General features: G+C 73.6%; 21 protein-coding genes. 5 read left to right on the top strand and 16 right to left on the bottom strand.

Features of this window, described 5'->3' with window-relative positions; all coding sequences use genetic code 11:
- Positions 1-16 precede the first annotated feature (16 nt).
- On the bottom strand, positions 17-811 hold the full coding sequence (locus MRBLML1_RS05580) for a PE-PPE domain-containing protein (protein ID WP_364512555.1): 795 nt from the start codon (positions 809-811) through the stop codon (positions 17-19).
- A gap of 116 nt (positions 812-927) precedes the next feature.
- Between MRBLML1_RS05580 and MRBLML1_RS05575 the strand changes: the two genes are divergently transcribed.
- Positions 928-3,285, top strand: coding sequence for an ATP-binding protein (locus tag MRBLML1_RS05575; RefSeq protein ID WP_364512552.1), 2,358 nt, complete (start codon positions 928-930; stop codon positions 3,283-3,285).
- Positions 3,286-3,409: 124 nt separating this feature from the next.
- On the opposite strand, the gene MRBLML1_RS05570 is transcribed toward MRBLML1_RS05575, so the two are convergent.
- Together MRBLML1_RS05570 and MRBLML1_RS05565 are read right to left on the bottom strand one after the other, a co-directional pair.
- Positions 3,410-4,744 carry a cytochrome P450 gene (locus MRBLML1_RS05570; RefSeq protein WP_364512549.1) on the bottom strand — a complete coding sequence of 445 codons (1,335 nt, stop codon included), beginning with the start codon at positions 4,742-4,744 and terminating at the stop codon, positions 3,410-3,412.
- Positions 4,731-5,021 (bottom strand): hypothetical protein, encoded by a 291-nt coding sequence (locus MRBLML1_RS05565; protein WP_364512546.1) that lies wholly within the window; start codon positions 5,019-5,021, stop codon positions 4,731-4,733. Before MRBLML1_RS05565 ends, MRBLML1_RS05570 begins: the two co-directional genes overlap by 14 nt.
- Positions 5,022-5,154: 133 nt before the next feature.
- Here MRBLML1_RS05565 and MRBLML1_RS05560 point away from each other — a divergent pair, with 133 nt between their 5' ends.
- A complete protein-coding gene (locus MRBLML1_RS05560) occupies positions 5,155-6,387 on the top strand; it encodes a sensor histidine kinase (RefSeq protein ID WP_364512543.1) in 1,233 nt (410 codons plus the stop codon).
- On the top strand, positions 6,384-7,064 hold the full coding sequence (locus MRBLML1_RS05555) for a response regulator transcription factor (protein WP_364512540.1): 681 nt from the start codon (positions 6,384-6,386) through the stop codon (positions 7,062-7,064). The genes MRBLML1_RS05560 and MRBLML1_RS05555 overlap by 4 nt, the downstream gene beginning before the upstream one ends.
- Before the next feature lie 4 nt (positions 7,065-7,068).
- On the opposite strand, the gene MRBLML1_RS05550 is transcribed toward MRBLML1_RS05555, so the two are convergent.
- Together MRBLML1_RS05550 and MRBLML1_RS05545 are read right to left on the bottom strand one after the other, a co-directional pair.
- Positions 7,069-8,577 (bottom strand): flotillin family protein, encoded by a 1,509-nt coding sequence (locus MRBLML1_RS05550; RefSeq protein WP_364512537.1) that lies wholly within the window; start codon positions 8,575-8,577, stop codon positions 7,069-7,071.
- Between the two features lie 11 nt (positions 8,578-8,588).
- The gene (locus MRBLML1_RS05545; protein WP_364512534.1) at positions 8,589-9,098 is read right to left on the bottom strand and encodes a hypothetical protein; all 510 of its coding nucleotides are present in this window, start codon (positions 9,096-9,098) and stop codon (positions 8,589-8,591) included.
- 131 nt (positions 9,099-9,229) lie between these two features.
- Between MRBLML1_RS05545 and MRBLML1_RS05540 the strand changes: the two genes are divergently transcribed.
- Together MRBLML1_RS05540 and MRBLML1_RS05535 are read left to right on the top strand one after the other, a co-directional pair.
- Complete coding sequence (locus MRBLML1_RS05540) at positions 9,230-9,817, top strand: TetR/AcrR family transcriptional regulator (RefSeq protein WP_364512531.1); 588 nt, start codon at positions 9,230-9,232, stop codon at positions 9,815-9,817.
- Positions 9,818-9,894: 77 nt separating this feature from the next.
- A complete protein-coding gene (locus MRBLML1_RS05535; protein WP_364512528.1) occupies positions 9,895-12,231 on the top strand; it encodes an MMPL family transporter in 2,337 nt (778 codons plus the stop codon).
- A gap of 170 nt (positions 12,232-12,401) precedes the next feature.
- Here the strand turns inward: MRBLML1_RS05535 and MRBLML1_RS05530 are convergent, their stop codons facing one another.
- The 11 genes from MRBLML1_RS05530 to MRBLML1_RS05480 all read right to left on the bottom strand — a co-directional run bounded on the left by MRBLML1_RS05530 (position 12,402) and on the right by MRBLML1_RS05480 (position 20,038).
- Entirely contained in the window at positions 12,402-12,881 is a 480-nt protein-coding gene (locus MRBLML1_RS05530) for a glutathione peroxidase (protein WP_364512525.1), read from the bottom strand.
- A gap of 13 nt (positions 12,882-12,894) precedes the next feature.
- On the bottom strand, positions 12,895-13,290 hold the full coding sequence (locus MRBLML1_RS05525) for a hypothetical protein (protein ID WP_364512522.1): 396 nt from the start codon (positions 13,288-13,290) through the stop codon (positions 12,895-12,897).
- Between the two features lie 78 nt (positions 13,291-13,368).
- On the bottom strand, positions 13,369-13,980 hold the full coding sequence (locus MRBLML1_RS05520; protein WP_364512520.1) for a nitroreductase family protein: 612 nt from the start codon (positions 13,978-13,980) through the stop codon (positions 13,369-13,371).
- Between the two features lie 68 nt (positions 13,981-14,048).
- Positions 14,049-14,951 (bottom strand): hypothetical protein, encoded by a 903-nt coding sequence (locus MRBLML1_RS05515; RefSeq protein WP_364512517.1) that lies wholly within the window; start codon positions 14,949-14,951, stop codon positions 14,049-14,051.
- Positions 14,952-14,962: 11 nt separating this feature from the next.
- Positions 14,963-16,375 carry a glycosyltransferase family 2 protein gene (locus tag MRBLML1_RS05510; protein ID WP_364512514.1) on the bottom strand — a complete coding sequence of 471 codons (1,413 nt, stop codon included), beginning with the start codon at positions 16,373-16,375 and terminating at the stop codon, positions 14,963-14,965.
- The gene (locus tag MRBLML1_RS05505; RefSeq protein WP_364512512.1) at positions 16,372-16,911 is read right to left on the bottom strand and encodes an archaeosortase/exosortase family protein; all 540 of its coding nucleotides are present in this window, start codon (positions 16,909-16,911) and stop codon (positions 16,372-16,374) included. Before MRBLML1_RS05505 ends, MRBLML1_RS05510 begins: the two co-directional genes overlap by 4 nt.
- Position 16,912: 1 nt before the next feature.
- Positions 16,913-17,074: a hypothetical protein gene (locus tag MRBLML1_RS05500; protein WP_364512509.1), complete on the bottom strand. Its 162-nt coding sequence runs from the start codon at positions 17,072-17,074 to the stop codon at positions 16,913-16,915.
- Positions 17,075-17,161: 87 nt separating this feature from the next.
- Positions 17,162-17,428, bottom strand: coding sequence for a hypothetical protein (locus tag MRBLML1_RS05495; protein WP_364512507.1), 267 nt, complete (start codon positions 17,426-17,428; stop codon positions 17,162-17,164).
- Entirely contained in the window at positions 17,425-19,089 is a 1,665-nt protein-coding gene (locus tag MRBLML1_RS05490; protein ID WP_364512504.1) for a sigma-70 family RNA polymerase sigma factor, read from the bottom strand. The genes MRBLML1_RS05495 and MRBLML1_RS05490 overlap by 4 nt, the downstream gene beginning before the upstream one ends.
- Positions 19,086-19,274 carry a hypothetical protein gene (locus MRBLML1_RS05485; protein WP_364512502.1) on the bottom strand — a complete coding sequence of 63 codons (189 nt, stop codon included), beginning with the start codon at positions 19,272-19,274 and terminating at the stop codon, positions 19,086-19,088. Before MRBLML1_RS05485 ends, MRBLML1_RS05490 begins: the two co-directional genes overlap by 4 nt.
- Positions 19,274-20,038, bottom strand: coding sequence for a class E sortase (locus MRBLML1_RS05480; protein WP_364512499.1), 765 nt, complete (start codon positions 20,036-20,038; stop codon positions 19,274-19,276). Before MRBLML1_RS05480 ends, MRBLML1_RS05485 begins: the two co-directional genes overlap by 1 nt.
- Positions 20,039-20,311: the final 273 nt, after the last annotated feature.

The following is a 20,311-nucleotide window of genomic DNA, read 5'->3' as shown; positions in this document are numbered from 1 at the left end:
TGGAGGAACGGGTGCGCTACGGCTTGATCGGGCCGCCCCAGCAGTCCTGCTTGCCGATCGCGACCGGACCGTTGTTGTAGAAGCCGTCGGCGATGGTGTCGCCCATGATCGAGCGGCCGTCGCTCGGGCGGACCCAGCGGTAGCACCAGTGCTGGGCGAAGTAGCCGCCCGGGCCCTGGATGTCGTCGAAGTCGCACACACCGTCGGTGTCGATGCAGTAGCGCACGAACGGGATGCCCGGGTACGACGTACGGCCGGCGCCCGGCGAGACGTATCCGAGGAACGGCGAGGGCACGCCCCAGCCGGCCGGGATGACCGCGCCGACACCGCGTCCCGGAGGACCGACGGGGGCCATCGGGTCGCCGTACATCTTGGCGTCGAAGCGGCTGCGGTCCAGCGGCAGCCGGCCGTCGACGAGGTCGGCGAGGACCTTGTTGACGACGATCGCACCGAGCGAGTAGCCGACGAGCGTGTAGCGGGCGGTCGGGTCCCAGTGGTCGAGGATCACCTGGCGGGCGTTCTGCCGGCCGATCTCCCAGGACTGGTCCATCGGGGTCTGGTTGCAGTTGGGCAGGCCGACGCCGCCGGCGGGGTAGCTGACGACCAGCGGCACGCCGCCGCGCAGGTCGAGGCCGTTGTAGACGGTGGCGTTGCCGTCGCAGGTGCCGCCGATGAGGACGTAGTAGTGCGGGCCCGCGGCGTTCGCGGGGCTCGAGGCCAGGGTCATGCCGGGCAGCGCCACACCGCCGAGCAGGAGGAAGAAGGTGAGCAGGAGGCGGCGCACACGCGCACGCGAGGTGAAGGGGTTCACGACGTACCTTTCCCGAGAGGGTCGTGGCTGGACGCCCGATTGTCAGGTGTCCGGCGCTAGCGCATCATGGGCGACGACGCGAAGTGGAGAACTCTGGAAAAGTCTGGAATCTCGGGATGACTGCTCGTTCGGTGAAGGCGTTCGGCGAGGAGCTGAAGCGGGCCCTGCACCAGAGCCCGCTGCGGCACCTCAAGGTCGGCGCGCTCGCGCAACGGCTCGGGATCTCCCAGAGCACGCTCTACGCCTACCTCGCCGGGACGACCCTGCCGCCGAGCGACGTCCTCGACCTCCTGCTGCACGAGCTCGCCGTGCCGGCCGATGCCGCACGGGCGCTGGGCACCGCCCGCGACGAGCTCGACACCCGGCGGCGCAAGCCCCGCGCGGCGGGCCCGGCCGCCGTCGTACCGTCCCGGGTGGTGCCGCGGGAGCTGCCGATCGCCCCGGCGCGGTTCACCGGGCGCGAGGCGGAGAGCGCGCTGCTCGACGCCGCCCGGGCCGAGGCGGCGGCGGGCGGGCCGGGCGTGGTCGTGCTGTCCGGCCAGCCCGGTGTCGGCAAGACCGCGCTCGCGGTGCACTGGGGCCACCAGGTGGCCGACGGCTTCCCCGACGGCATCCTGTACGTCGACCTGCTGGGCTTCTCCGCACGCGAGCCCCGCGACCCCCACGACGTGCTGGCGGCCTTCCTGCGCAGCCTCGGCACCAGCGACGTGGCGATCCCCACCGATCCCGACGAGCGGGTCAACCGCTGGCGCAGCACGGTCGCCGGCCGGCAGCTGCTCGTCCTGCTCGACAACGCGCTCGACGCCGAGCAGGTGCGGCCGCTCCTGCCGGGCAGCGGCGAGTCGTTGACGCTGGTCACCAGCCGGCGCACCCTGTCCGGCCTGGCGGTCAGCCCCGGTGCGCAGCCGCTCGCGCTGGAGCCGCTGGCGCCGCGGGCCGCGGCCCGGCTGCTGCGGGCCCAGCTGCGCGGCGTGCCCGGGGTGCCGGCGCTCGCGGACCGGTGCGGCGGGTTGCCGCTGCTGCTGCGGATCGTCGCGGCCCGGCTGGCCGGCGAGCCCGCCGCGCTCGACGGGCTGACCGGTCTCGACGGGCTCGACAGCGGCGACAGCGGCGACCCGGCGACCTCGGTGCGCGCGGTCTTCGGCTGGTCCGAGCAGCGGCTGAGCGCTGCCGCCGGCCGGGCGTTCCGGCTGCTCGGCTCGGCGCCGGTGGCCAGTCTGGAGCCGGACGACCTGACGGCGTACCTCGGGGTGACGGCGTCGGCCGCCGGGCGGGCCCTCGCCGAGCTGGTCGACGCGCACCTGGTCGGCCTGGACGGGCGCGGGGCGACGACGATGCACGACCTGCTGGCCGACTACAGCCGCGACCGGGCGGCGCAGGAGCCCGGCCTGGACGAGGCGCGGGAGCGCCTGCTCGACCACCTCGTCGCGCGGCTCGGGGCGGCCGTCGAGGTGCTGCACCCGCTGGAGCGCAGGGACGTCGCGAGCGAGGCCGACGTCGACGCCGCGCGGCGCTGGCTCGACGGGCACTGGACCGACCTCGTCGACCTCGTCGGTGCCACCCTCGCGGCCGGCGAGCTGGCCCGGACCACCGCGCTCGCCGGCGGGCTGCGCCGCCACCTCGACGAGAGCGGGCGCCACCTCGACGGGATCCGGGTCCTCGAGGCGGGCCGGGCCGCGGCCCGCGCCCAGGGCCTGGTCAGCGAGGAGCTCTCGCTGATCTCCACGCTCGGGGCGGGCTGCCTGCGCCTGGGCCGGCCGGGCGAGGCCGTGGCCCACTACCTGGAGGTGATCGAGATCGCCGGCCGCACCGGGGACGGGTACGCCGAGGCCGGCGCCCTCAACAACCTGGGCAACGTGCAGGAGCAGCAGGGGGCCTACGCCGACGCGCTCGCGTCGTACGGCCGGGCGTGGACGATCGCACGGGACCTCGGCCTGGAGCACGGCGCGGCGACCCTGGGCATCAACATCGGGGTCGTGCACCTGCGGCTCGGGGAGCCCGAGCTGGCGCTGCGGCACACCGAGGACGCGCTGGCGATCTTCGACCGGCTGGGCAACCGCGGCGGATCGGCCCGTGCGCTGGGCAACCTGGGGGAGATCCGGGCCGCGCTCGGGGAGACCGCGACCGCCCGCGCGCACCTCGACGAGGCACTCGCCCTGGCCCGCTCGGTCGGCGCCGAGGGCGTGGAGACCGACCTGCTGAACACCCTGGGCGAGGTGCTGCTCGGCGACGGTGCGCCGGCGGAGTCGGGCGCGGCGCACGCGCGGGCGCTCACGGCGGCGACCGCGGCCGGTGACCGCTACGAGGAGGCCCGGGCGCACGCCGGGCTGGCGGCCGCGGCGACCTGTCGCGGTGAGACGGACACCGCCGTGACGCACTGGGCCGAGGCCCACGCCCGGTACGCCGGGCTCGGGCTCCCCCAGGCCGAGCGGGCCGCGCAGGCGATCGCCACGCTCACGGCCAAGTCGGCGTGAGCGGGACTCGCGGCCGGCCCGGCAAGGGCTGTTGCGGGGAGCGCCGGGGCGTCGGAGGTCGGTGGGAGGTACCGATGGTTCCCGAGCATTCGTCGGCGTCGACGGGCCGGCCGCGAGGTCTGGGTCAGGCGCTCACCGAGGCCCGGGTGCTGACCGGCAGCCACTCGTAGCCGCGCAGCACCCGGGTGGGGCGCCGCTGCGGCGTGCCGCTGACGGTGAGGTCGGGGAAGCGCTCGTAGAGGGAGCGCAGTGCCACCGCCGCCTCCAGCCGGGCCAGGCTCGCGCCCAGGCAGTAGTGCACGCCGGCGGAGAAGGCGACGTGCTGGTCGGCGTTGGCCCGCGTGACGTCGAAGGCGTCCGGGTCGGGGAACACCGCCGGGTCGCGGTTGGCCCCGCCGAGGTAGACCAGGATGCCGTGCCCGGGCGCGAAGGTCTTGCCCGCGACCTCGGTCTCGCGCAGCGCGACCCGCAGAGTCATCTGGACCGGCGACTGGTGGCGCAGCACCTCGTCGACCGCGTTGCCCCAGCCGTCGGGGTTGTCCCGCAGCCAGCGCACCTGCTCGGGGTGCTGGTCGAGCAGCACGACGGCGTTGGAGATCAGGTTGACCGTGGTCTCGAAGCCGGCCGCAAGCACGAGCAGGCCGACCTGGTGCAGCTCGACCGGGCTGAGCCGGTCCGGGCCGTCGTCGAGCGCGAGCTGGCTCAGCAGGTCGTCCCCGGGGTGCGCGCGCAGGTCCTCGACGTGCCCGCGGAACCAGGTGTGCAGCTCGCGCAGCGCGTCCTCCGCGCGGCGGTAGTCCTTCCAGCTCAGCCCCGGGTCGAGGGTGATCGCGGCCTCGTTGCCGAGCGTCAGCAGGCGCGGGCGGTCCTGCTCACGGACGCCGAGCAGGTCGGCGATCACGGTCACCGGCAGCTGCGAGGCGTAGCGCTCCACCAGGTCGAAGCCGGTGGCCCCGTCGAGGTCGTCGAGCAGCGCGCTCGCGACCTGCTCGACCCGGTCGCCCATCCGGCCGACCTTGCGCGCGGTGAACGCCCGCGCGACCTGCTTGCGGTAGCGCGTGTGCAGGGGCGGGTCGACCGCCAGCATCGACGGCGGGTCGACCGGACCGAGGGTGTCGTCCTGGATCGCCCAGTGGTGCAGCCGCTGCAGCGGCTTCGGCAGCTCGCCCTGGCCACCGGCCGTGCCGAAGGCGTCGCTGCGCAGCACCTCGTTGCAGACCGCATGGTCGACGCTGGCCGAGATGTACGGGTTGGCCGCGATCGGCCCCTGCGCCCGCAGCTCCTCGTACGCCGGGAAGGGGTCCTCCCGCAGCCCGGGCTCCACCACCATCCGGCCGATCAGGTCGCCCTTGCGCGCGCCGCGCCGGATGACCGCCCGCTGCAGGCCGTGGGCCAGCGCCCACGCGGTGAACGAGCGCGGCGTGCCGGCCAGGCGCCGTACGGCCTCAGGCGACGGCACGGGCGTCCTCCGCCTCCAGCACCCGGAGCACACCGCGGGCCCGGCGGGCCAGCCGCTGCCGGTGCTCGTCGAGCTCGCGCTCGGGCAGGTGGGTGTCGAGCTGTGCGTTGACGGTGAGCTCCCACCGGTAGCGCAGGGCGGCGACGAGGCCGGCGCGGTCGCCGAAGACCAGCGCGTGCTCCTCGCTCCACGGCAGCTCGGCGGACTCGGACGCCGCGAGCTGCTCCTCGATGGCGCGCAGTGCCTGCCAGCGCCGGTGCGTCTCGTTCCAGGTCATGGCCCGACGCTACGTCGCGCGCCCGGACCCGGACATCGGCCGACGGCAGGCAACCGGCCTCCTACCCAGGGAGGAGGGTGCGGTGCTGCCGCGGCGGGATGACCGGCGGCGCGCGGCTCCCTACGCTGTTGTCATGCTGCGCTGGCTGCGGTCCGGGATCGAGGCGAACCTCGACCACCACGGGATCCTCTACCCCTGGTGGGTGCCGGCCGTGTGCACGTTCGGCCAGCTCGTCGCGGTGGTCGGCTCGCTCTGGGCCCGGGACGCGCTGTGGCCGCTGGACCCGTTGCTGCTCTGCGTGCTGCTGGTGCTCGCGCCGCCGGTCGTCCAGTTCCGCACCCGGGCCTGGCTGCCCTGGTGGATCGACATCCTCGGCCCGGTGCTGGCCGCGGTGCTCCTGCTCACGCGGCCGGTCGAGGGTGCCGTCGACCTGGCGCCGGCGCTGCTCGCCCTCGCGACGGCGGAGATCACCGCCCGCGACGGCCTGCGCGAGGGCCTCGCCGTCGCCGTGATCGGTGGGGCGGTGGTCGTCGGTGCGACGCTCGGGCCTGGTCTCACCGGTGCGCCGGTGCACACCCTGGAGCTGGTGCTCGGGTTCGTCGTCGGCGCGATGCTGCTGTGGCAGATGCGGGCCCTGGTCGCAGAGCGGGCGGCCCGCGAACGCGCCTGGGACCAGGCGACCACGGCCGAGCGGGAGCGGATCGCCCGCGAGATCCACGACCTCGTGGCCCACTCGCTGAGCATCTCCCTGCTGCAGGTCACCGGGGCGCGGCGGGCGCTGCGGGACGTCACCGCGTCCGCGGACCCGCAGGAGACCGCGGACGCCGTCGCCGAGGTGGACGCCGCGCTGTCCGACGCCGAGCAGGTGGGGCGCCGGGCGATGGCCGACATCCGTCGTACGGTCAGTGCGATGGCGGACGGCAGCGCCGACCGGCACGCGCTGCCCGGCGGTGGCGACATCGCCGCCCTGGTGCGGGAGATGAGCGGTGCCGGCCTCGCGGTGGAGTACGACGAGCAGGGCGACCCGGGCTCGCTGCCCGCCGCCACCGGCCTCGGTCTCTACCGGATCGTGCAGGAGTCGCTCGCCAACGTGGCGCGCCACGGCGGCACCGACGCGCACGCCCGGGTGCGGCTGCGGGTCAACGGCAGCGGCGCGCACCTGCGGATCACCAACCCGCTGCCGGCCGGCCGCCCGCGCGGCGACGGGCTGGGATCCGGGCTCGCCGGGATGCAGGCCCGCGCGGCCCAGCTGGGCGCGACCTTGGAGGCCGGCCCGGACGAGGAGGGCTGGGCGGTCGACGTACGGACCCGGTCGGGGGTCGAGCTGCCCTGCGGGCGCACGCTGTGGAGGTCGGGGCTGGCATGAGCGAGGTCCGGGTGGTGCTGGTCGACGACCAGGAGCTGGTGCGCTCGGGGCTGCGCCGGATCCTGCGCCGGCGCGACGGCTTCGAGATCGTCGCCGAGTGCGGCGACGGCAGCGAGGTGCCCGCGACCCTGGACGGGCTGTCGTCCGGGGAGGACCGCGGCGTCGACGTCGTGGTGATGGACCTGCGGATGCGCACCGTGGACGGGATCACCGCCACGGCGGACATCCTGGCCCGCGGCGACGGGCTGCCGGTGCTGGTGCTGACGACCTTCGACGACGACGAGATGCTCTCGGGCGCACTGCGCGCCGGCGCCGCTGGGTTCCTGCTCAAGGACTCCTCGGCCGACGACCTGATCCGCGCGGTCCGCACGGTCGCCGACGGCGGGCACTGGCTCGACCCGTCGGTGACCGGCCGGGTGCTGCAGCAGTTCCGCACCGGCCCGGCGCCCGCGCCCGCCCGCTCCGCCGTCGACCCGCTGACGGCGCGCGAGCTGGAGGTGCTGCAGGCCATCGCGCTGGGCCGCAGCAACGGCGAGATCGCCGACGAGCTGGTGATCTCCGAGCTGACGGTGAAGAGCCACGTCGGACGGATCTTCACCAAGCTCGGCCTGCGGGACCGGCCGGCCGCGATCGTCTACGCCTACGACAACGGGTTGGTGCGGCCGGGCCGGTCCTGATGCGTCACTCGACGGGCGTCGTACCGTCCTTGCCGTCGGTGGAGGCGGCCCGCTGCACGGACTTGTGGATCAGGCCCTCCAGGTCGAGACCGGTCGAGGTCTTGAGCATCTGCAGGGTCTGCGCGACGTTGTCGGTGACCTGCTTGGGCAGCGCGCCCGCGCCATCGGTGGACAGCACGGTGAGCTGGTCGATCGCGGCGATCGGCGCGGCGACCTCCTTGGCCACCTGCGGGAGCACCTCGATGAGCATCTGCAGCACCGCGGCGTCGTTGTAGTTGGCGAACGCCTCGGCGCGCTTGTCCATCGCCTCCGCCTCGGCCTGGCCGATCGCCAGGGTCGCGGCGGCCTGTGCCTCACCCTCGGCCCGGGTCGCGTCGGCCTCGGCGAGACGGCGGCCCTTCTCGGCCTCACCGCGCTTGATGCCCTCGATTGCCTCGGCCTCGGCGAGCGCGGCACGGCGGCCCTTCTCGGCCTCACCGCTGAGCTTGGTCTCCTCCGCCTTGGCCTGGGCCGCGGCGATGGTGGCGGCCTTGCGGGCGTCGGCGGCCGCGATCTCGGCGGTACGGCGCGCCTCGGCCTCCTGCTCGACGCGGTAACGCTCGGCGTCGGCCGGCTTGCGGACCTGGGTCTCCAGCTGGCGCTCGGTCAGCGCGGCCTGCCGGACGGCGACCTTCTCCTGCTCGGTGAGGATCGCCTGGTCCCGGTCGGCCTGGGCGAGCGGGCCAGATGCGGCGGCGGTGGCCGCGGCGGCGTCGGTCTCGGCCTTGATCTCGGCCTGCTTGAGCGCGAGCGCCCGCTGGGCGACGGCGATCTCCTGCTCGGCGGCGATCTGCGCCTGCTCGGCGGCCTGCCGGGCGTTGGCCTCCGCGATCCGCGCGGCCTGGCTGGCCCGGGCCGCCTCGGGGCGGCCGAGGTCGGCGAGGTAGGTGCCGTCGTCGGTGACGTCCTGGATCTGGAAGGCGTCGAGGATCAGGCCCTGGCCGGTCAGCGAGCTCTCCGACTCGTCCGCGACGCGCTGGGCGAAGGCCGCCCGGTCGCGGATGATCTGCTCCACGGTCAGGCCACCCACGATGGAGCGCAGTGCACCGGCGAGCACCTCCTGGGTGAAGGTCTCGATGTCCGCCTGCTGGCTGAGGAAGCGCTGCGCGCCGAGCCGGATCTGGTCGGCGTTGCCGCCGACCTTGACGATCGCCACGCCGTCGAGGTTGAGCTTGATGCCCTGGCCGGAGACCGCGCCCCGGATCTGCACCGAGATCCGGCGGCTGGACAGGTCCATCGTGGCGAGCTTCTGCACGAAGGGCACCACGAAGACACCGCCGCCGAGCACGACCTTCTGCCCGGACAGGTCGGTGGTCAGCTCGCCCGTCTCCGGGTTGACCACGGCCTTGCCCTTGCGGCCGGTGACGATGAACGCCTGGTTGGGACCGGCCACCTTGTAGCGGCTGGTGACCAGCAGCACGAGGAGCACCAGCAGGACGACGATGCCGGCGATCGGCACCCACACAGAATCCATGGACTCGACTTTCACTCGGGGTTCGGGGGTTGCCACACCTCGGTCACGCTGACCGCGGTCGGGGAGAGCACGCCGGTCACGTTGACCTCGGCACCGGCCTCGATGGGCAGGTGCGCGCTGGCGTTGAGCTGGAGGGGGTGGCCGCCGACGAGGACCCGTACGACGCCGTAGCCCTCGGCGGGGATGGCGGTGATCACGCGGGCGGTGCGCCCGACGCTGTCGCCGATGCTGACGGTGCCGTCGCTCGGGCCGTCCTTGACCAGCCGGGTCAGCCACGAGGCGAACCAGCCGACGACGACCCCGGAGCCCGTGCCGACCGCGAGGCTGACGACCATCGGCGCGCCCGCACCGTCGGCGATCGCGCCACCGAAGCCGAAGGCGGAGACGAAGCCGCCGATGACGGCGGTCGAGATCCAGTCGGCCTCGAGCGCGTCCAGGTGGCCGTCGAGGACGTCGCCGGCGACCAGCGAGACCAGCAGGACGGCGAGCCCGACGAGGCCGAGGACGAGGAAGACGGTCACGGATGCTCCAGCACTGGGGCCGGCGGATCCGGCAGGTGCCGCGAATCGTATCCAGGCCCACCCCGGCGGAAACCCACGTGACGGTCGTCACAAAGTTGCACCGTTGTACCAAAGAGTGCAAAGATGCACTCATGGATCAGCTGTGCAATCGCCGAGAGGCCAAGCGGTACCAGACCGCGCTGCGTCTCCAGCAGTGCGCGGTGCGGCTGACCGTGGACAAGGGCTTCGACGGCTGGACCATCGACGACCTGGCCGTCGCCGCCGACGTCTCGCGCCGCACCGTGTTCAACTACTTCGACGGCAAGGCCGAGGTGGTCCTCGGCCCGGAGCCGGAGGTCGACCAGGAGCGCCTCGACGCCTTCGTCGCGGGCGGTCCCACCGGCCGGCTCTTCGACGACCTGCTCGAGCTCGCCCACGAGGCGACCCGCGAGAAGGCCGAGTCGGACCACCACATCGCGGCCGTCCGCGAGGCGGTCATGAACGACCCGCGCCTGCTCCGGCTGGTGCACGAGCGCTTCGAGATGGCTGCCGCCCTGCTGGGCGACTGTGTCCGGCAGCGCGAGGGCGCCGACTTCCCCGACGACCGGGTCCGGCTGCTCCTGCGCACCCTGATGACCTGCTTCGACCACGCCCTCGAGCGCACCGCGGACGACGCCGAGCACACCTTCGCCGAGCACTTCGACGCGACGGTGGCCGACCTCCGCACGATCCTCACCTGATCTCCCTCCACCCCTCCCCCACGCAGCACCTGCCCGGAGAACCCCGGACAGGACCTTCCCACCAGGAGACCTCCACCATGGCCCGCCTGCTCTACAAGCTCGGCTCCACCGCCTACCGGCGCTGGCCGATCTTCATCTCCGCATGGCTGCTGCTCGCCGTCGTCGTCGGTGCCCTCGCCGGCACCGTCGCGAAGCCGTTCAACGACGAGTTCAGCATCCCCGGCATCCCGTCCGAGAAGGCGGCGCAGATCCAGAAGGAGCTGTTCCCCGACTCCGGTGACGCCTTCGACGACGCCAGCGTCACCATCGTGGTCGGCGCGCGCGAGGGGCACACCCTCGACGACGCGACCACCGCGCCGGTCGTCGCCGACCTGGTGCAGGAGCTCAAGAAGCTCCCGCAGATGTCGGACGACCCGGCCGCGACCGCCCGGCTGGCCAACCCGGTCGAGCTCGCGAAGAGCGACCTCGACCGCTACGTGAAGGGCGCGCAGGACTCCGGCGGCGACGTCGCCGAGGCCCGTGCGAACGCGGCCGCGACCTCGCCGGTGGCCGACGGCGGCCGGTTCGGCCTCCTCACGTTCTCCTGGGACGTCGACAGCCCGGCCGACGTGAAGCAGACGAGCATCGACGCCCTCGACAAGGTGCTCGACCAGGCTCGCGACGACGGTCTGGTCGCGGAGTACAACGGCGCCGGCTCGCAGACCCAGCCCGAGATGGGCATGACCTCCGAGCTCATCGGCATCGCCGTCGCCCTCGTGGTGCTGGTGCTCACCTTCGGCGCGCTGATCGCCGCCGGCATGCCGCTGGTCACCGCCGTCATCGGCGTCGGCATCGGCCTGTCCGGGGTCACCGCGATGACCGCGCTGATGGACCTCAACTCCTCCACGACCATGCTCGCCTCGATGGTCGGCCTCGCGGTCGGCATCGACTACGCCCTGTTCATCCTGGCCCGCTACCGCAACGAGCTGCAGCACACCGACGACCGCGCCCACGCCATCGGCCTCGCCGTCGGCACCGCCGGCTCGGCCGTCGTCTTCGCCGGCCTGACCGTGCTCATCGCGCTGTCGGCGCTCTCCGTGGTCAACATCCCGTTCCTCACCGCGATGGGCCTCGCCGCCGCGGCGACCGTGTTCGTCGCCGTGCTGGTCGCGCTGACCCTGCTGCCGGCCATCCTCGGCCTGCTGAAGTCGTGGGCCTTCCGCGGACGGGTACGCCGCTACGAGCCGAAGCGCGACGACGAGGGCCGGGTCCTCAACAACGGCGTGCGCTGGGCTCGCACCGTGGGCAAGTACCCGCTCGCCTTCACCGCGGTCGTGGTGGTCGCCCTCGGCGCCCTCGCCCTGCCGCTCAAGGACCTGCACCTGGCGTTCCCGACGGACAGCACCGCGGCGAGCGACACCACCCAGCGCAAGGCGTCCGACCTGATGACCGAGCACTTCGGCGCCGGCCGCGAGGGCCCGCTCCTGGTGGTCGTGGACGCCCGTGAGGTGCCCGAGGCCGACCGCGGCCAGGCCTTCGCCGACGTGACCGCCTGGGCCGGTGGCCTGGACGACGTCGAGAACGCCCAGCTCGTCGCCCCGAACGCCGACGGCACCGGCGCGATGATCCAGGTGACGCCCTCCTCCGGCCCGGACGAGACCGCCACCCAGGACCTGCTGCTGGCGATGCGCGACGGCCAGGCCGGCATCGAGTCCGACACCGGCGCGACGATCGGCATCACCGGCCTGACCGCCATCACGACCGACATCTCCGACCGCCTCAGCTCGGCGCTGCCGATCTACCTGGCGATCGTGATCGGCCTGGCGTTCCTGCTGCTGATGCTGGTCTTCCGCTCGATCCTGGTCCCGCTGACCGCGACCCTCGGCTTCCTGCTCTCGGTGCTCGCCACCCTGGGCGCCACGGTCGCGATCTTCCAGAACGGCACCTTCGGGCTCTTCGAGCCGCAGCCGATCGTGAGCTTCATGCCGATCTTCCTGATCGGCCTGGTGTTCGGCCTGGCGATGGACTACCAGGTGTTCCTGGTGACCCGGATGCGTGAGGCGCACGTGCACGGCATGACCACCCGCGAGGCGGTCGTCGACGGCTTCCGCAACAGCGCCCGCGTGGTCACCGCGGCGGCGACCATCATGATCGCGGTCTTCGCGGCCTTCATGCTGCAGAGCGAGCCGATCGTGCAGTCGATGGGCTTCGCGCTCGCCTCGGCGATCGTGTTCGACGCCTTCATCGTCCGCCTGGTGCTGATCCCCGCCACGCTCTACCTGCTCGGCGAGAAGGCCTGGTGGCTGCCGAAGTGGCTGGACCGGATCCTGCCGAACGTCGACGTCGAGGGTGAGTCCCTCGAGCGCCGCGCCCCCGGCGAGCGGGGCGACCTGGACAACGACCTCGACCAGGACCGCGCCCTCGCCGGCGTCTGACGTCGACTGGGGACCTCCCACCGTCGAGTGGGGGTTTCCGACCCTTCACGCACGAGTCCCCCGGCCACCTCGGCCGGGGGACTCGTGCATTGACGGTGGGAAGTCCCAACTCGCCGGTGGGAAGTCCCAACTCGCGGGTGGGAAGTCCCAAGTCGACGTGGGGGGTGCGCTCAGCCGAGGGCCTTCTCGATGTCGGAGGTGAGCTTCTCGGGCTTGGTGGTGGGGGCGAACCGGTCGATCACCTGACCGTCGCGGCCCACCAGGAACTTGGTGAAGTTCCACTTGATCTTGCCGCCGAGCAGGCCGCCCTGCTCCTTCTTGAGCCACTCGAACAGCGGGTGGGTGTCGTCGCCGTTGACGTCGATCTTCGAGAACAGCGGGAAGCTGACGCCGAAGTTGCGCTCGCAGAAGGTGGCGATCTCGTCCTCGTCACCCGGCTCCTGGTGACCGAACTGGTCGCAGGGGAAGCCGAGCACGGTGAACCCGCGCTCGCCGTAGGTGTCGTAGAGCTCCTGGAGGCCCTGGTACTGCGGGGTGAAGCCGCACTTGGAGGCGGTGTTGACGACGAGGACCACCGAGCCGTCGTACGACGACAGGTCGACCTGCTGCCCGTCGATGCCGGTGGCGGTGAAGTCGCTGAGGCTGGTCATGGCGTCCAGTGTGTCACCGGCGCCGCAGCCCGCGCGCCTGGAGCAGCGCGAGCTCGGCCACGACGAGGGCCTGCGCGAGCGCCCAGACCCGTCCGGTCGTGCCCAGGTCGAGGGCGCCGGTGACGGCGACGTCGAGGGACGCCGCGACCCAGACCGCGTTGGCGCCGACGATGGTCCAGCCGCCCGCCGGGCCGAGCCTGCCGCGGGTGTAGAGCGCGACGCCGGCGGCGTAGAGGGCGAGGAAGGCACCGAGCACACGGTAGGTCGCCGCCTCCCCGCCGAGCAGGTCGGCGAGCGGGCCGGCGGCGGCGAGGTAGACCAGCGCGTTGGCGCCGGTGACGACGGCATCGGCGCCGAACCAGAGACGGAGCCGGGTCGCGGGGGCCGGGGTGGTGGCGAGAGTGGTCATGTCTCCTCCTGGGAGGGCTGGGGATCGGTTGCCCGAAGCCTCACCCGGCGCAGGTGTCCGTGACGATGACCTCCGAGGTCATGCGGTCTCGGGCCCGGACGGGACCAGCCCCGGCCAGGCGTACCCCCACTGCTCGTCGTAGGCGGTCTCGGCGAGGGGCCGGCGGGAGCGGACCCGGTGCTCGCGCTCGGCGTCGCGCTCGGGCACCTCGGCGGGGTTGCCCCGCACCCCGACGGCGATGCCGGCGACGAGGCGGGCGTCGGCGGGCACCCCGAGCCCGGCGGCGACGGCGTGGTGGTCGAAGCCCCCGAACTGGTGGGCGTGCAGGCCCATCGCCCGCGCCTGCAGGGTGAGGTGCGCGGAGGCCTGGCCGACGTCGTGGAGCGGGACGAGCAGGTCGCTGAGCTCGGTGCCGTCCTGGCCGATCACGGCCACCGAGAGGAAGACGACCGAGGCGCGCGGCACCCAGCCGGAGTTGCCCCGGCTCAGGTGCGGCACGAGGACCCGGTGGGCGGCGCTGCCGCGGGTGGCGACGACATAGCGCCAGGGCTGGCGGTTGCCCGAGCTGGGCGCCCACTGCGCGGCCTCCAGGAGCCGGGTGACCTCGGCGGCGGACAGCTCGTGCTCGGCGTCGAAGACGCTGGGGCTCCAGCGCGAGCGGAGCGGCTCGGCGATGTCGACCGGGTTCATGTCCCCGAGTATGGCCGGACCCCGGGTGCCCTGAGGACGTCAGGACACCCGGGGCGCCGGGAGTGCGCTCAGGCGGCGGTGGCCGAGCCCTTGCGCAGCTTGCGGCCGGCGTACACCGAGCCGCCCAGGACCGCGGCGGTCGCCGCGGCCGTCGCGATGCCGGCCGGGGTCAGCGGCAGGCTGGGGACGTCCGCGGTGAGCGCGTTGCCACCGCAGACGGACTTGCCGATGTCGATCGAGGCGATCGAGCTGTTCGGGCCCATCCCGATGTGCAGCGCGGTGGCCGAGGTCTGCGGGGCGGTGGTGTCGACCTTGTTGACGTCGAGGCTGATGACCGACGAGAACGGCGCCGGGATGGAGAACGAGCCGTTGGCGTTGATCGGGATCTTCACCTCGGGACCGGGGATGCCGAGGACGACCGTCTGCGCGACCAGGGTGACGTTCGCCAGGGTCGAGCCGGCCGAGAAGCCGGTCTTCGCGTCGGACGGGCCGGCGGTGCAGTACGAGTAGAGCGCGCTCGCCTCGAGCCGGAACCGGAAGCCGGTGCCCGCGACCGCGAAGCTCGGCAGGTTGACGATCGCCGGGCCCGAGGTGGAGGGGACACAGGTGTTGTCGTTGCCGACCGACAGGGTGCCGCCGTTGCCGACGATGCCGGCGCAGGCTGCCGAGGTGCCGTTGTCACGGGCAACGGCCGTCTGGTTGTAGACACCGGTGTTGGTCAGGCTGACGCCGGGGAACAGCGGGATGATGCCGTCGAGGGAGTCGGTCACCTTCGGGACCGAGCCGTCATTGGCGGCGTCGGAGTCCGGGATGAACGGCACCGTCAGCGCGGCGATCTGGATCGCGGAGGCCTCGGCCTGGCTCACGGTGGCCGCCTGGGCGGTGCCCGCCGTGAGCACGGTCAGAGCCGCAGCGGCCGAGACGATCCGCAACCCGTGGGTGAGGCCGCGGAGTCCGGGGGTACGGGACATGTTTCTTTCCTTCACTGGATCGCCGGGGCCCTGCTGGCGCCGGACATCGAGGGACCGTCGGGTACGACGGCCGAAGTGCTGGGAGCGAGCACGCGGTTGGTCTTGGCCCAGCCGTGCTGGGACCGCAGGACGCGGTAGAAGCCGGTCCACACGGACGCGAGCATCAGGTAGGTGTAGCCCCAGTACGCGAGACCGAGGCCGACGGCGGCCCGGCGCGACAGGGTCGGCTCGCAGCGCAGCCGGTAGACGAGGCCCCACACCACGAGCGGGCCGATGCCGAAGGCCGCGACGAGCGGGATCAGCCCCCAGGCGCCCTCCAGGAACCAGCCGGTCACGCCGGTCGGGTGGATCAGCGCCCAGTAGGCGAGGATCGCGGTCGAGGCGGTGTAGACGAGGGTCCCGACCAGCTGGGTCCACGGGATCATCAGGAAGTAGGAGATCTCCACCGCCGAGGGCGTCGAGATCTGCTTGCTGAGCAGGACGCGCCGGAAGTACTTCGCGCACTGCATCCCGCCCTGCGCCCACCGGGCGCGCTGCCGGATCAGCGGACGCACCCGGGGCAGGCCCTCCTGGGCGACCCAGGTGTCGTCGCAGTAGCGGTTGTCCCAGCCGGCGAGGAGCACGTGCAGGCCGAGCTCGAAGTCCTCGAGCAGCGCACCGTGCCACGGCGTCTGGTTCTCCGCGGCGATCGCGTCGAGGACGACGAGCCGGGTGAACTGACCGTTGCCGCCCATGCCCGCCGAGCCGATCCGGTGCCGCAGGTGCTGCATGGCGGCGATGACGGTGCGGAACTCCAGGTCCTGCAGGCTCACCAGCAGCCGCCCGAGCCGGGTGTCGGCGGCCGGGTCGTCGGCGTCGGGACGGCCCGCGAGACCGCGGTTCATCATCCGCACCTGCACCTGGACCGCGCCCACCCGCGGGTCGCCGAAGCCACCGGGCCCGGCGATCACGTCGAGCGCGTCGGGGGCGAGCCGGCCGTCGGCGTCGACGACCCCGACGACCACCCGCGTCGCGTCGTACGACGGGTCGTCGGCGGCCAGCCACGCCTTGATCAGCCGCCAGGCGGCGTTCAGCGCGGCGCCCTTGCCCTGGCGGGCCTCCGGGGCGCGGCGGCTGACGAGGTGGACGTGGTCGTCGGCCGCGGCCAGCCCGGCGAGGATCGCGCCGGTCGCGTCCGCGGAGTCGTCGTCCACGCACCACAGGTGCGCGGTCGGGTGGTCGTGGCGCAGCCGCGCGACGGTGCGCGCGATCACCACCTCCTCGTCGAGGCAGGGCAGGATCAGGTGCACGTCGAGGTCGCGCGCGTCCCCGGCCGGCTCCGGTCGCCGGCGCAGGAAGGGCACGAGGATCGCGAGGACGTAGGCCAGGAAGAGCACGCACAGGACGAGCGCGGCCAGGTCGACCGCGGCGGAACCGAGGATCACCGCAGTGCGTCCTTGGGTCGCGAGACGAACAGCCGGAGGAAGAGCATCGCGCCGAGCACGAAGCCGACCGTGGTGATCGCGCTGCCGAGGAAGACGTGCGAGAAGTCGTAGCCGCGCTCGAAGCCCCACTCGCGCATCGACAAGATGATCGCCGCGATCCGGATCTCGTTGGCGAGCACGAGCACCGCGGCGAGCTGGGCGACCGAGACCGCGACCCGGCCGACCGGCATCGAGCGGTACCAGACGAAGGGGGCGCAGCAGAGCAGCAGGATCGCCAGCAACGGGCCGATGCTGCAGCCGGCCGCGAGGCTCACCCCGGCCTGCTGACCGTCGATGTCGACCAGCACCGCGGTGCCGATCTGCTGGGCGTCGACCCCGCCGAGCTCGAGCAGCCGGGTCTGCACCCAGGCCTCGCCGAGCCGGACCTCGCGGGCGAAGGCGAACAGCAGCACCGCCACGGTGAGCAGCCCGAGCGCGACCAGGTGACGGCGCGCGAACCGGCGCGGCCGCTCGGCCGCGCGCTTTCCCCGCGCCACGTCAGCGGGTCCGCTGGCTCAGGTCGATCGCCGCGTAGCGCAGCAGCAACAGCCCCGCCATCGCGCCCGCCAGGGCCAGGAGCAGGAACCCGACACCCTCGAAACCGGTCGCCGCCAGGACGCCTCCCGTGGCGCCGGTGACCGTCGTGCCGCCGTTGTACATCGTTCCTCGCTTCGCGCTGCTCTCGTGCTGTCTCTCTCCTGACAACCGAGGACGCCGTTGCTTACGCGAGTCGGCGGGGATTTTGCTTCAGGTCTCGTCGGGACCGCGCGGCAGCAGCGGCGCGAGGCCGCACACCACCGACTGGCCGCCGGGGACCGGCTGCTGGCCGGCCTCGTGCTCGTCGAGGGCGGCCAGGGCGTCGTACCCCGTCGGGAAGGGGCCGGTGTACGTCGTCACGCCGGTCCCGCGGTCGGTGCACACCAGGATGTGCGGCTGGTCCAGGAGCAGGGCGTCCGCCCGCGCGACGCCGTCGAGGACGTCGCGCGCGGTCGGGTGTCCCGCGAGCGTGCTCATCCGGCGATCGTCACCGTCGCGCCGTTGTTGGCCGGGTTCGGGTCCACGACACCGGCGACCTGGGCGACCCCGACGGTCGCCTCGGAGGTGCCGTCGGTGAGCATCCCGAGGCTGAGCTCGGTGGCCGCGGTGTCGGCGCCGGTCCAGGTGCAGGTGACCGTCGTCGTGGGCTGGAGGAGCGAGCCGATCAGGCCGCCGATCAGGCCCGGGCAGCGCCACCCGGCGCTGCCCACCTTGACCGGGTAGCCGACCACGTTGGTGAGGACCACGGTCACCTCGGTGCCGGTGCGCACGTTGGTGAGCGGCACGGTGAGCCGGGTCAGCGGCTGGCCCAGGACGGACGTGGTGCCGACGGTCGGCGTGGCGATCGCGACGTCCGGCGAGATGCCCGGCGGGGTCGTGGGGGTCGTCGGCGTCGTCGGGGTGGTCGGCGTCGTGGGGGTCGTGGGAGTGGTCGGCGCCGTCGGCGCCGTCGGCGCCGGGGTGGTCGGGGCCGTCGGGGTGGTCGGGATGCTCGTCGACGGCTCCTCGCTCACCGGCGCCGCTGGGGTGCTCGGCGCGACCGGGGTGCTCGGCGCGACCGGGGTGCTCGGTGCCGCCGGGGCCGTCCGGGTCGTGCGCGGGCCGACGGCGTGCCGGCGGACCGGTGCCGGGCCGTGCTGCCGCAGGACCTCGGCGGGGGCCGGGTCGACCGCGTGCGCGCTGGTGGCCGCGGCCTGGTCGGGCCGCGCGTCGGAGCCGGTGAGGACCATCGGCAGCACGACGGCGCCGCCGACCACACCCGCGGCGACCGTGGCGACGATGCCGGTCTTGGCCGCGGAGAGGAGACCACCGCCGCCGTGGGTGGCGGCGCCCGTCGTACTGACCGCGGACCACAGGCCCCGCAGGCCGAGCACGCCAGGGCCCAGCACGATCGGGACCAGCAGCGCGCCGAGGCGGTTGTTGACCTCGTCGAGGTCGGCGAGCGCGAGCGCGCACTCGAAGCAGCCGTCGAGATGGGCGACCAGGCCCGGACGCTTGCGGCGGTCGAGCGTGCCGCGGGCGTACGCCGGCAGCAGCGGTGCCCAGGTCCGGCAGGCCGGCTCGGCGGCGGTGCTCAGGTGGGCGGAGAGGTAGGCCTGGCGCAGTCCCTCGCGGGCGCGGAAGCTCAGCGCCGCGACCGCGTTGGCCTTGATGCCCAGGTGCAGGGCGACCTCGTGGTGCGGGAGGCCCTCGACGGCGGTGTACCAGAGCACGGCCTGCCAGCGCTCGGGCAGGCTGCGGTAGGCCTCCGCGACGGCCTGGTTGTCGAAGCGCTGGTCCGGGTCGTCGCTCAACGTCAGCGCCTCGGTCGGCGGCAGCGTCTCGTAGTCGTCGACCAGGTCGTAGCGGCGCTCGGTGCGCACGGTGTTGCTCCAGATGCTGCGGATCGAGGTGAGCAGGTAGGAGCGGAAGGACACGGTCGGGCCGAGGTCGCGCTGGAGCGCGTCGAGGACCTTGGCGAAGGCCTCGGCGACCAGGTCGTCGGCGTGGCTGTGGCCGGCGAGGCTGCCGGCGAAGGCGGTGGCGGCGCCGCGGTGGCGCTCGAAGAGCTGGGCGTAGGCGTCGGGATCACCGGCGCGGACCCGGCTGAGCAGGACGGGATCGCCGTCCTGCAGCGGGTCGACCATCTGAGCGGTCACGGGACAGTTCCTTCGGTGGAGGAGGGCGCGGACCCCACGGTCGCGCCATTGCGTTCCGAGAGCGTGCTGATCGCGGGGAAGACCCACACGAAGCACACGAGCAGGAGGAGGACCGCGGCCGCCGCCAGCTGGGCGAGGCGGGCGCGTCGGCCCCCGGGGAGGTGGCGCCAGAGCCAGGCGTACATCAGCGCACCGCCTCGCGCAGCTCGACGGGCACCCCGTCGGCGGCCGGCTGGGTGCGGTCCAGGGCGGCGTGCACGACGTAGCGCTGGCTGCTGCCGTAGAGCGGGTGGCACGAGGTGAGGGTCATCAGCGCGCGGGTGGGCGCCACCCCGGGCTCGCCCGGCACGGCGGCGACGACGTCGACCTGGCGGGGCTCGACGATCTCGTGGCCGGTGACGCGGTAGACGAACCACGTCCCCGCCGTCCGTACGCCGACCACGTCCCCGTCCCGCAGCCGGTCGATCTCGGTGAAGGCGCTGCCGTGGGTGAGCCGGTGGCCGGCGACCGCGAAGTTGCCGACCTGCCCGGGCAGCGCGGACCCGGTGTAGTGACCGACCCCGCGCGCCAGCTCCTCGACGTCGGTGCCCTCGACGACCATCCGGCGCCAGTCCGCCCCGAAGCGCGGCACCCGGATCGTCGCGAACGCCTCGCCGGTGCGCGGCGCGCTCGCCTCCGGCACGGGCGAGGGCGCGGGCGCGGCGTCCCACGCCCGCTCCAGGTCGGTCGCGGAGGAGGTCTGCCGGTGGGCGGCGACCCGGTCGTCGACGACGAGGTACCAGCCGAGGTAGAGCAGCACGAGCACGCTGGCGGTCAGCACCAGCTCGGCGGTCACGAGCACGCCGAGCCGACGACGCTCGGCGGGCGCGCGTCGTACCGCCCCGGCGCGGTGACGGGCCGTCCCGTCCGGCGCGGGCGCAGGCTCCCGCCGCGACGGCAGCGCCGTCACTCGGTCTCGTTGCTCCACTGTTGGTCCCCGGTACTGCTGGTGGTTCCCCGAGCCCGCGCCTCTGGGAGCGCGGGCCGAGTCGGCGAAGCCGACACGACCTAGACGGCGCAGGAGGCATTTCCTTACGCGGTTCTGGATTTCTTTACCTTCGGGGTGGGACCGGATCCGGCAACACGGGATGCGCCGAGCCGCGTAAGGAACCGGCACGAGGGGTGTCCGGATGGTGGTGGGCGGCTGGAGGGAGGCCGCCCACCACCCGAGACCCCGGAGGAC

The sequence above is a fragment of the Nocardioides sp. LML1-1-1.1 genome (genome assembly GCF_040676175.1).
Classification (GTDB): domain Bacteria; phylum Actinomycetota; class Actinomycetes; order Propionibacteriales; family Nocardioidaceae; genus Nocardioides.
Note: the sequence above shows the minus strand (reverse complement) of the source record. Positions and strands in the feature narration are given on the sequence as shown.

Excerpts from the sequence above, each read along its gene's own strand:
- MRBLML1_RS05575 (WP_364512552.1), top strand. The coding sequence starts at position 928 with ATGACTGCTCGTTCGGTGAAGGCGTTCGGCGAGGAGCTGAAGCGGGCC.
- MRBLML1_RS05535 (WP_364512528.1), top strand. The coding sequence starts at position 9,895 with ATGGCCCGCCTGCTCTACAAGCTCGGCTCCACCGCCTACCGGCGCTGG.
- MRBLML1_RS05525 (WP_364512522.1), bottom strand. The coding sequence starts at position 13,290 with ATGACCACTCTCGCCACCACCCCGGCCCCCGCGACCCGGCTCCGTCTC.
- MRBLML1_RS05565 (WP_364512546.1), bottom strand. The coding sequence starts at position 5,021 with ATGACCTGGAACGAGACGCACCGGCGCTGGCAGGCACTGCGCGCCATC.
- MRBLML1_RS05560 (WP_364512543.1), top strand. The coding sequence starts at position 5,155 with ATGCTGCGCTGGCTGCGGTCCGGGATCGAGGCGAACCTCGACCACCAC.
- MRBLML1_RS05520 (WP_364512520.1), bottom strand. The coding sequence starts at position 13,980 with ATGAACCCGGTCGACATCGCCGAGCCGCTCCGCTCGCGCTGGAGCCCC.
- MRBLML1_RS05530 (WP_364512525.1), bottom strand. The coding sequence starts at position 12,881 with ATGACCAGCCTCAGCGACTTCACCGCCACCGGCATCGACGGGCAGCAG.
- MRBLML1_RS05485 (WP_364512502.1), bottom strand. The coding sequence starts at position 19,274 with ATGTACGCCTGGCTCTGGCGCCACCTCCCCGGGGGCCGACGCGCCCGC.
- MRBLML1_RS05555 (WP_364512540.1), top strand. The coding sequence starts at position 6,384 with ATGAGCGAGGTCCGGGTGGTGCTGGTCGACGACCAGGAGCTGGTGCGC.
- MRBLML1_RS05500 (WP_364512509.1), bottom strand. The coding sequence starts at position 17,074 with ATGTACAACGGCGGCACGACGGTCACCGGCGCCACGGGAGGCGTCCTG.
- MRBLML1_RS05550 (WP_364512537.1), bottom strand. The coding sequence starts at position 8,577 with ATGGATTCTGTGTGGGTGCCGATCGCCGGCATCGTCGTCCTGCTGGTG.
- MRBLML1_RS05495 (WP_364512507.1), bottom strand. The coding sequence starts at position 17,428 with ATGAGCACGCTCGCGGGACACCCGACCGCGCGCGACGTCCTCGACGGC.
- MRBLML1_RS05540 (WP_364512531.1), top strand. The coding sequence starts at position 9,230 with ATGGATCAGCTGTGCAATCGCCGAGAGGCCAAGCGGTACCAGACCGCG.
- MRBLML1_RS05515 (WP_364512517.1), bottom strand. The coding sequence starts at position 14,951 with ATGTCCCGTACCCCCGGACTCCGCGGCCTCACCCACGGGTTGCGGATC.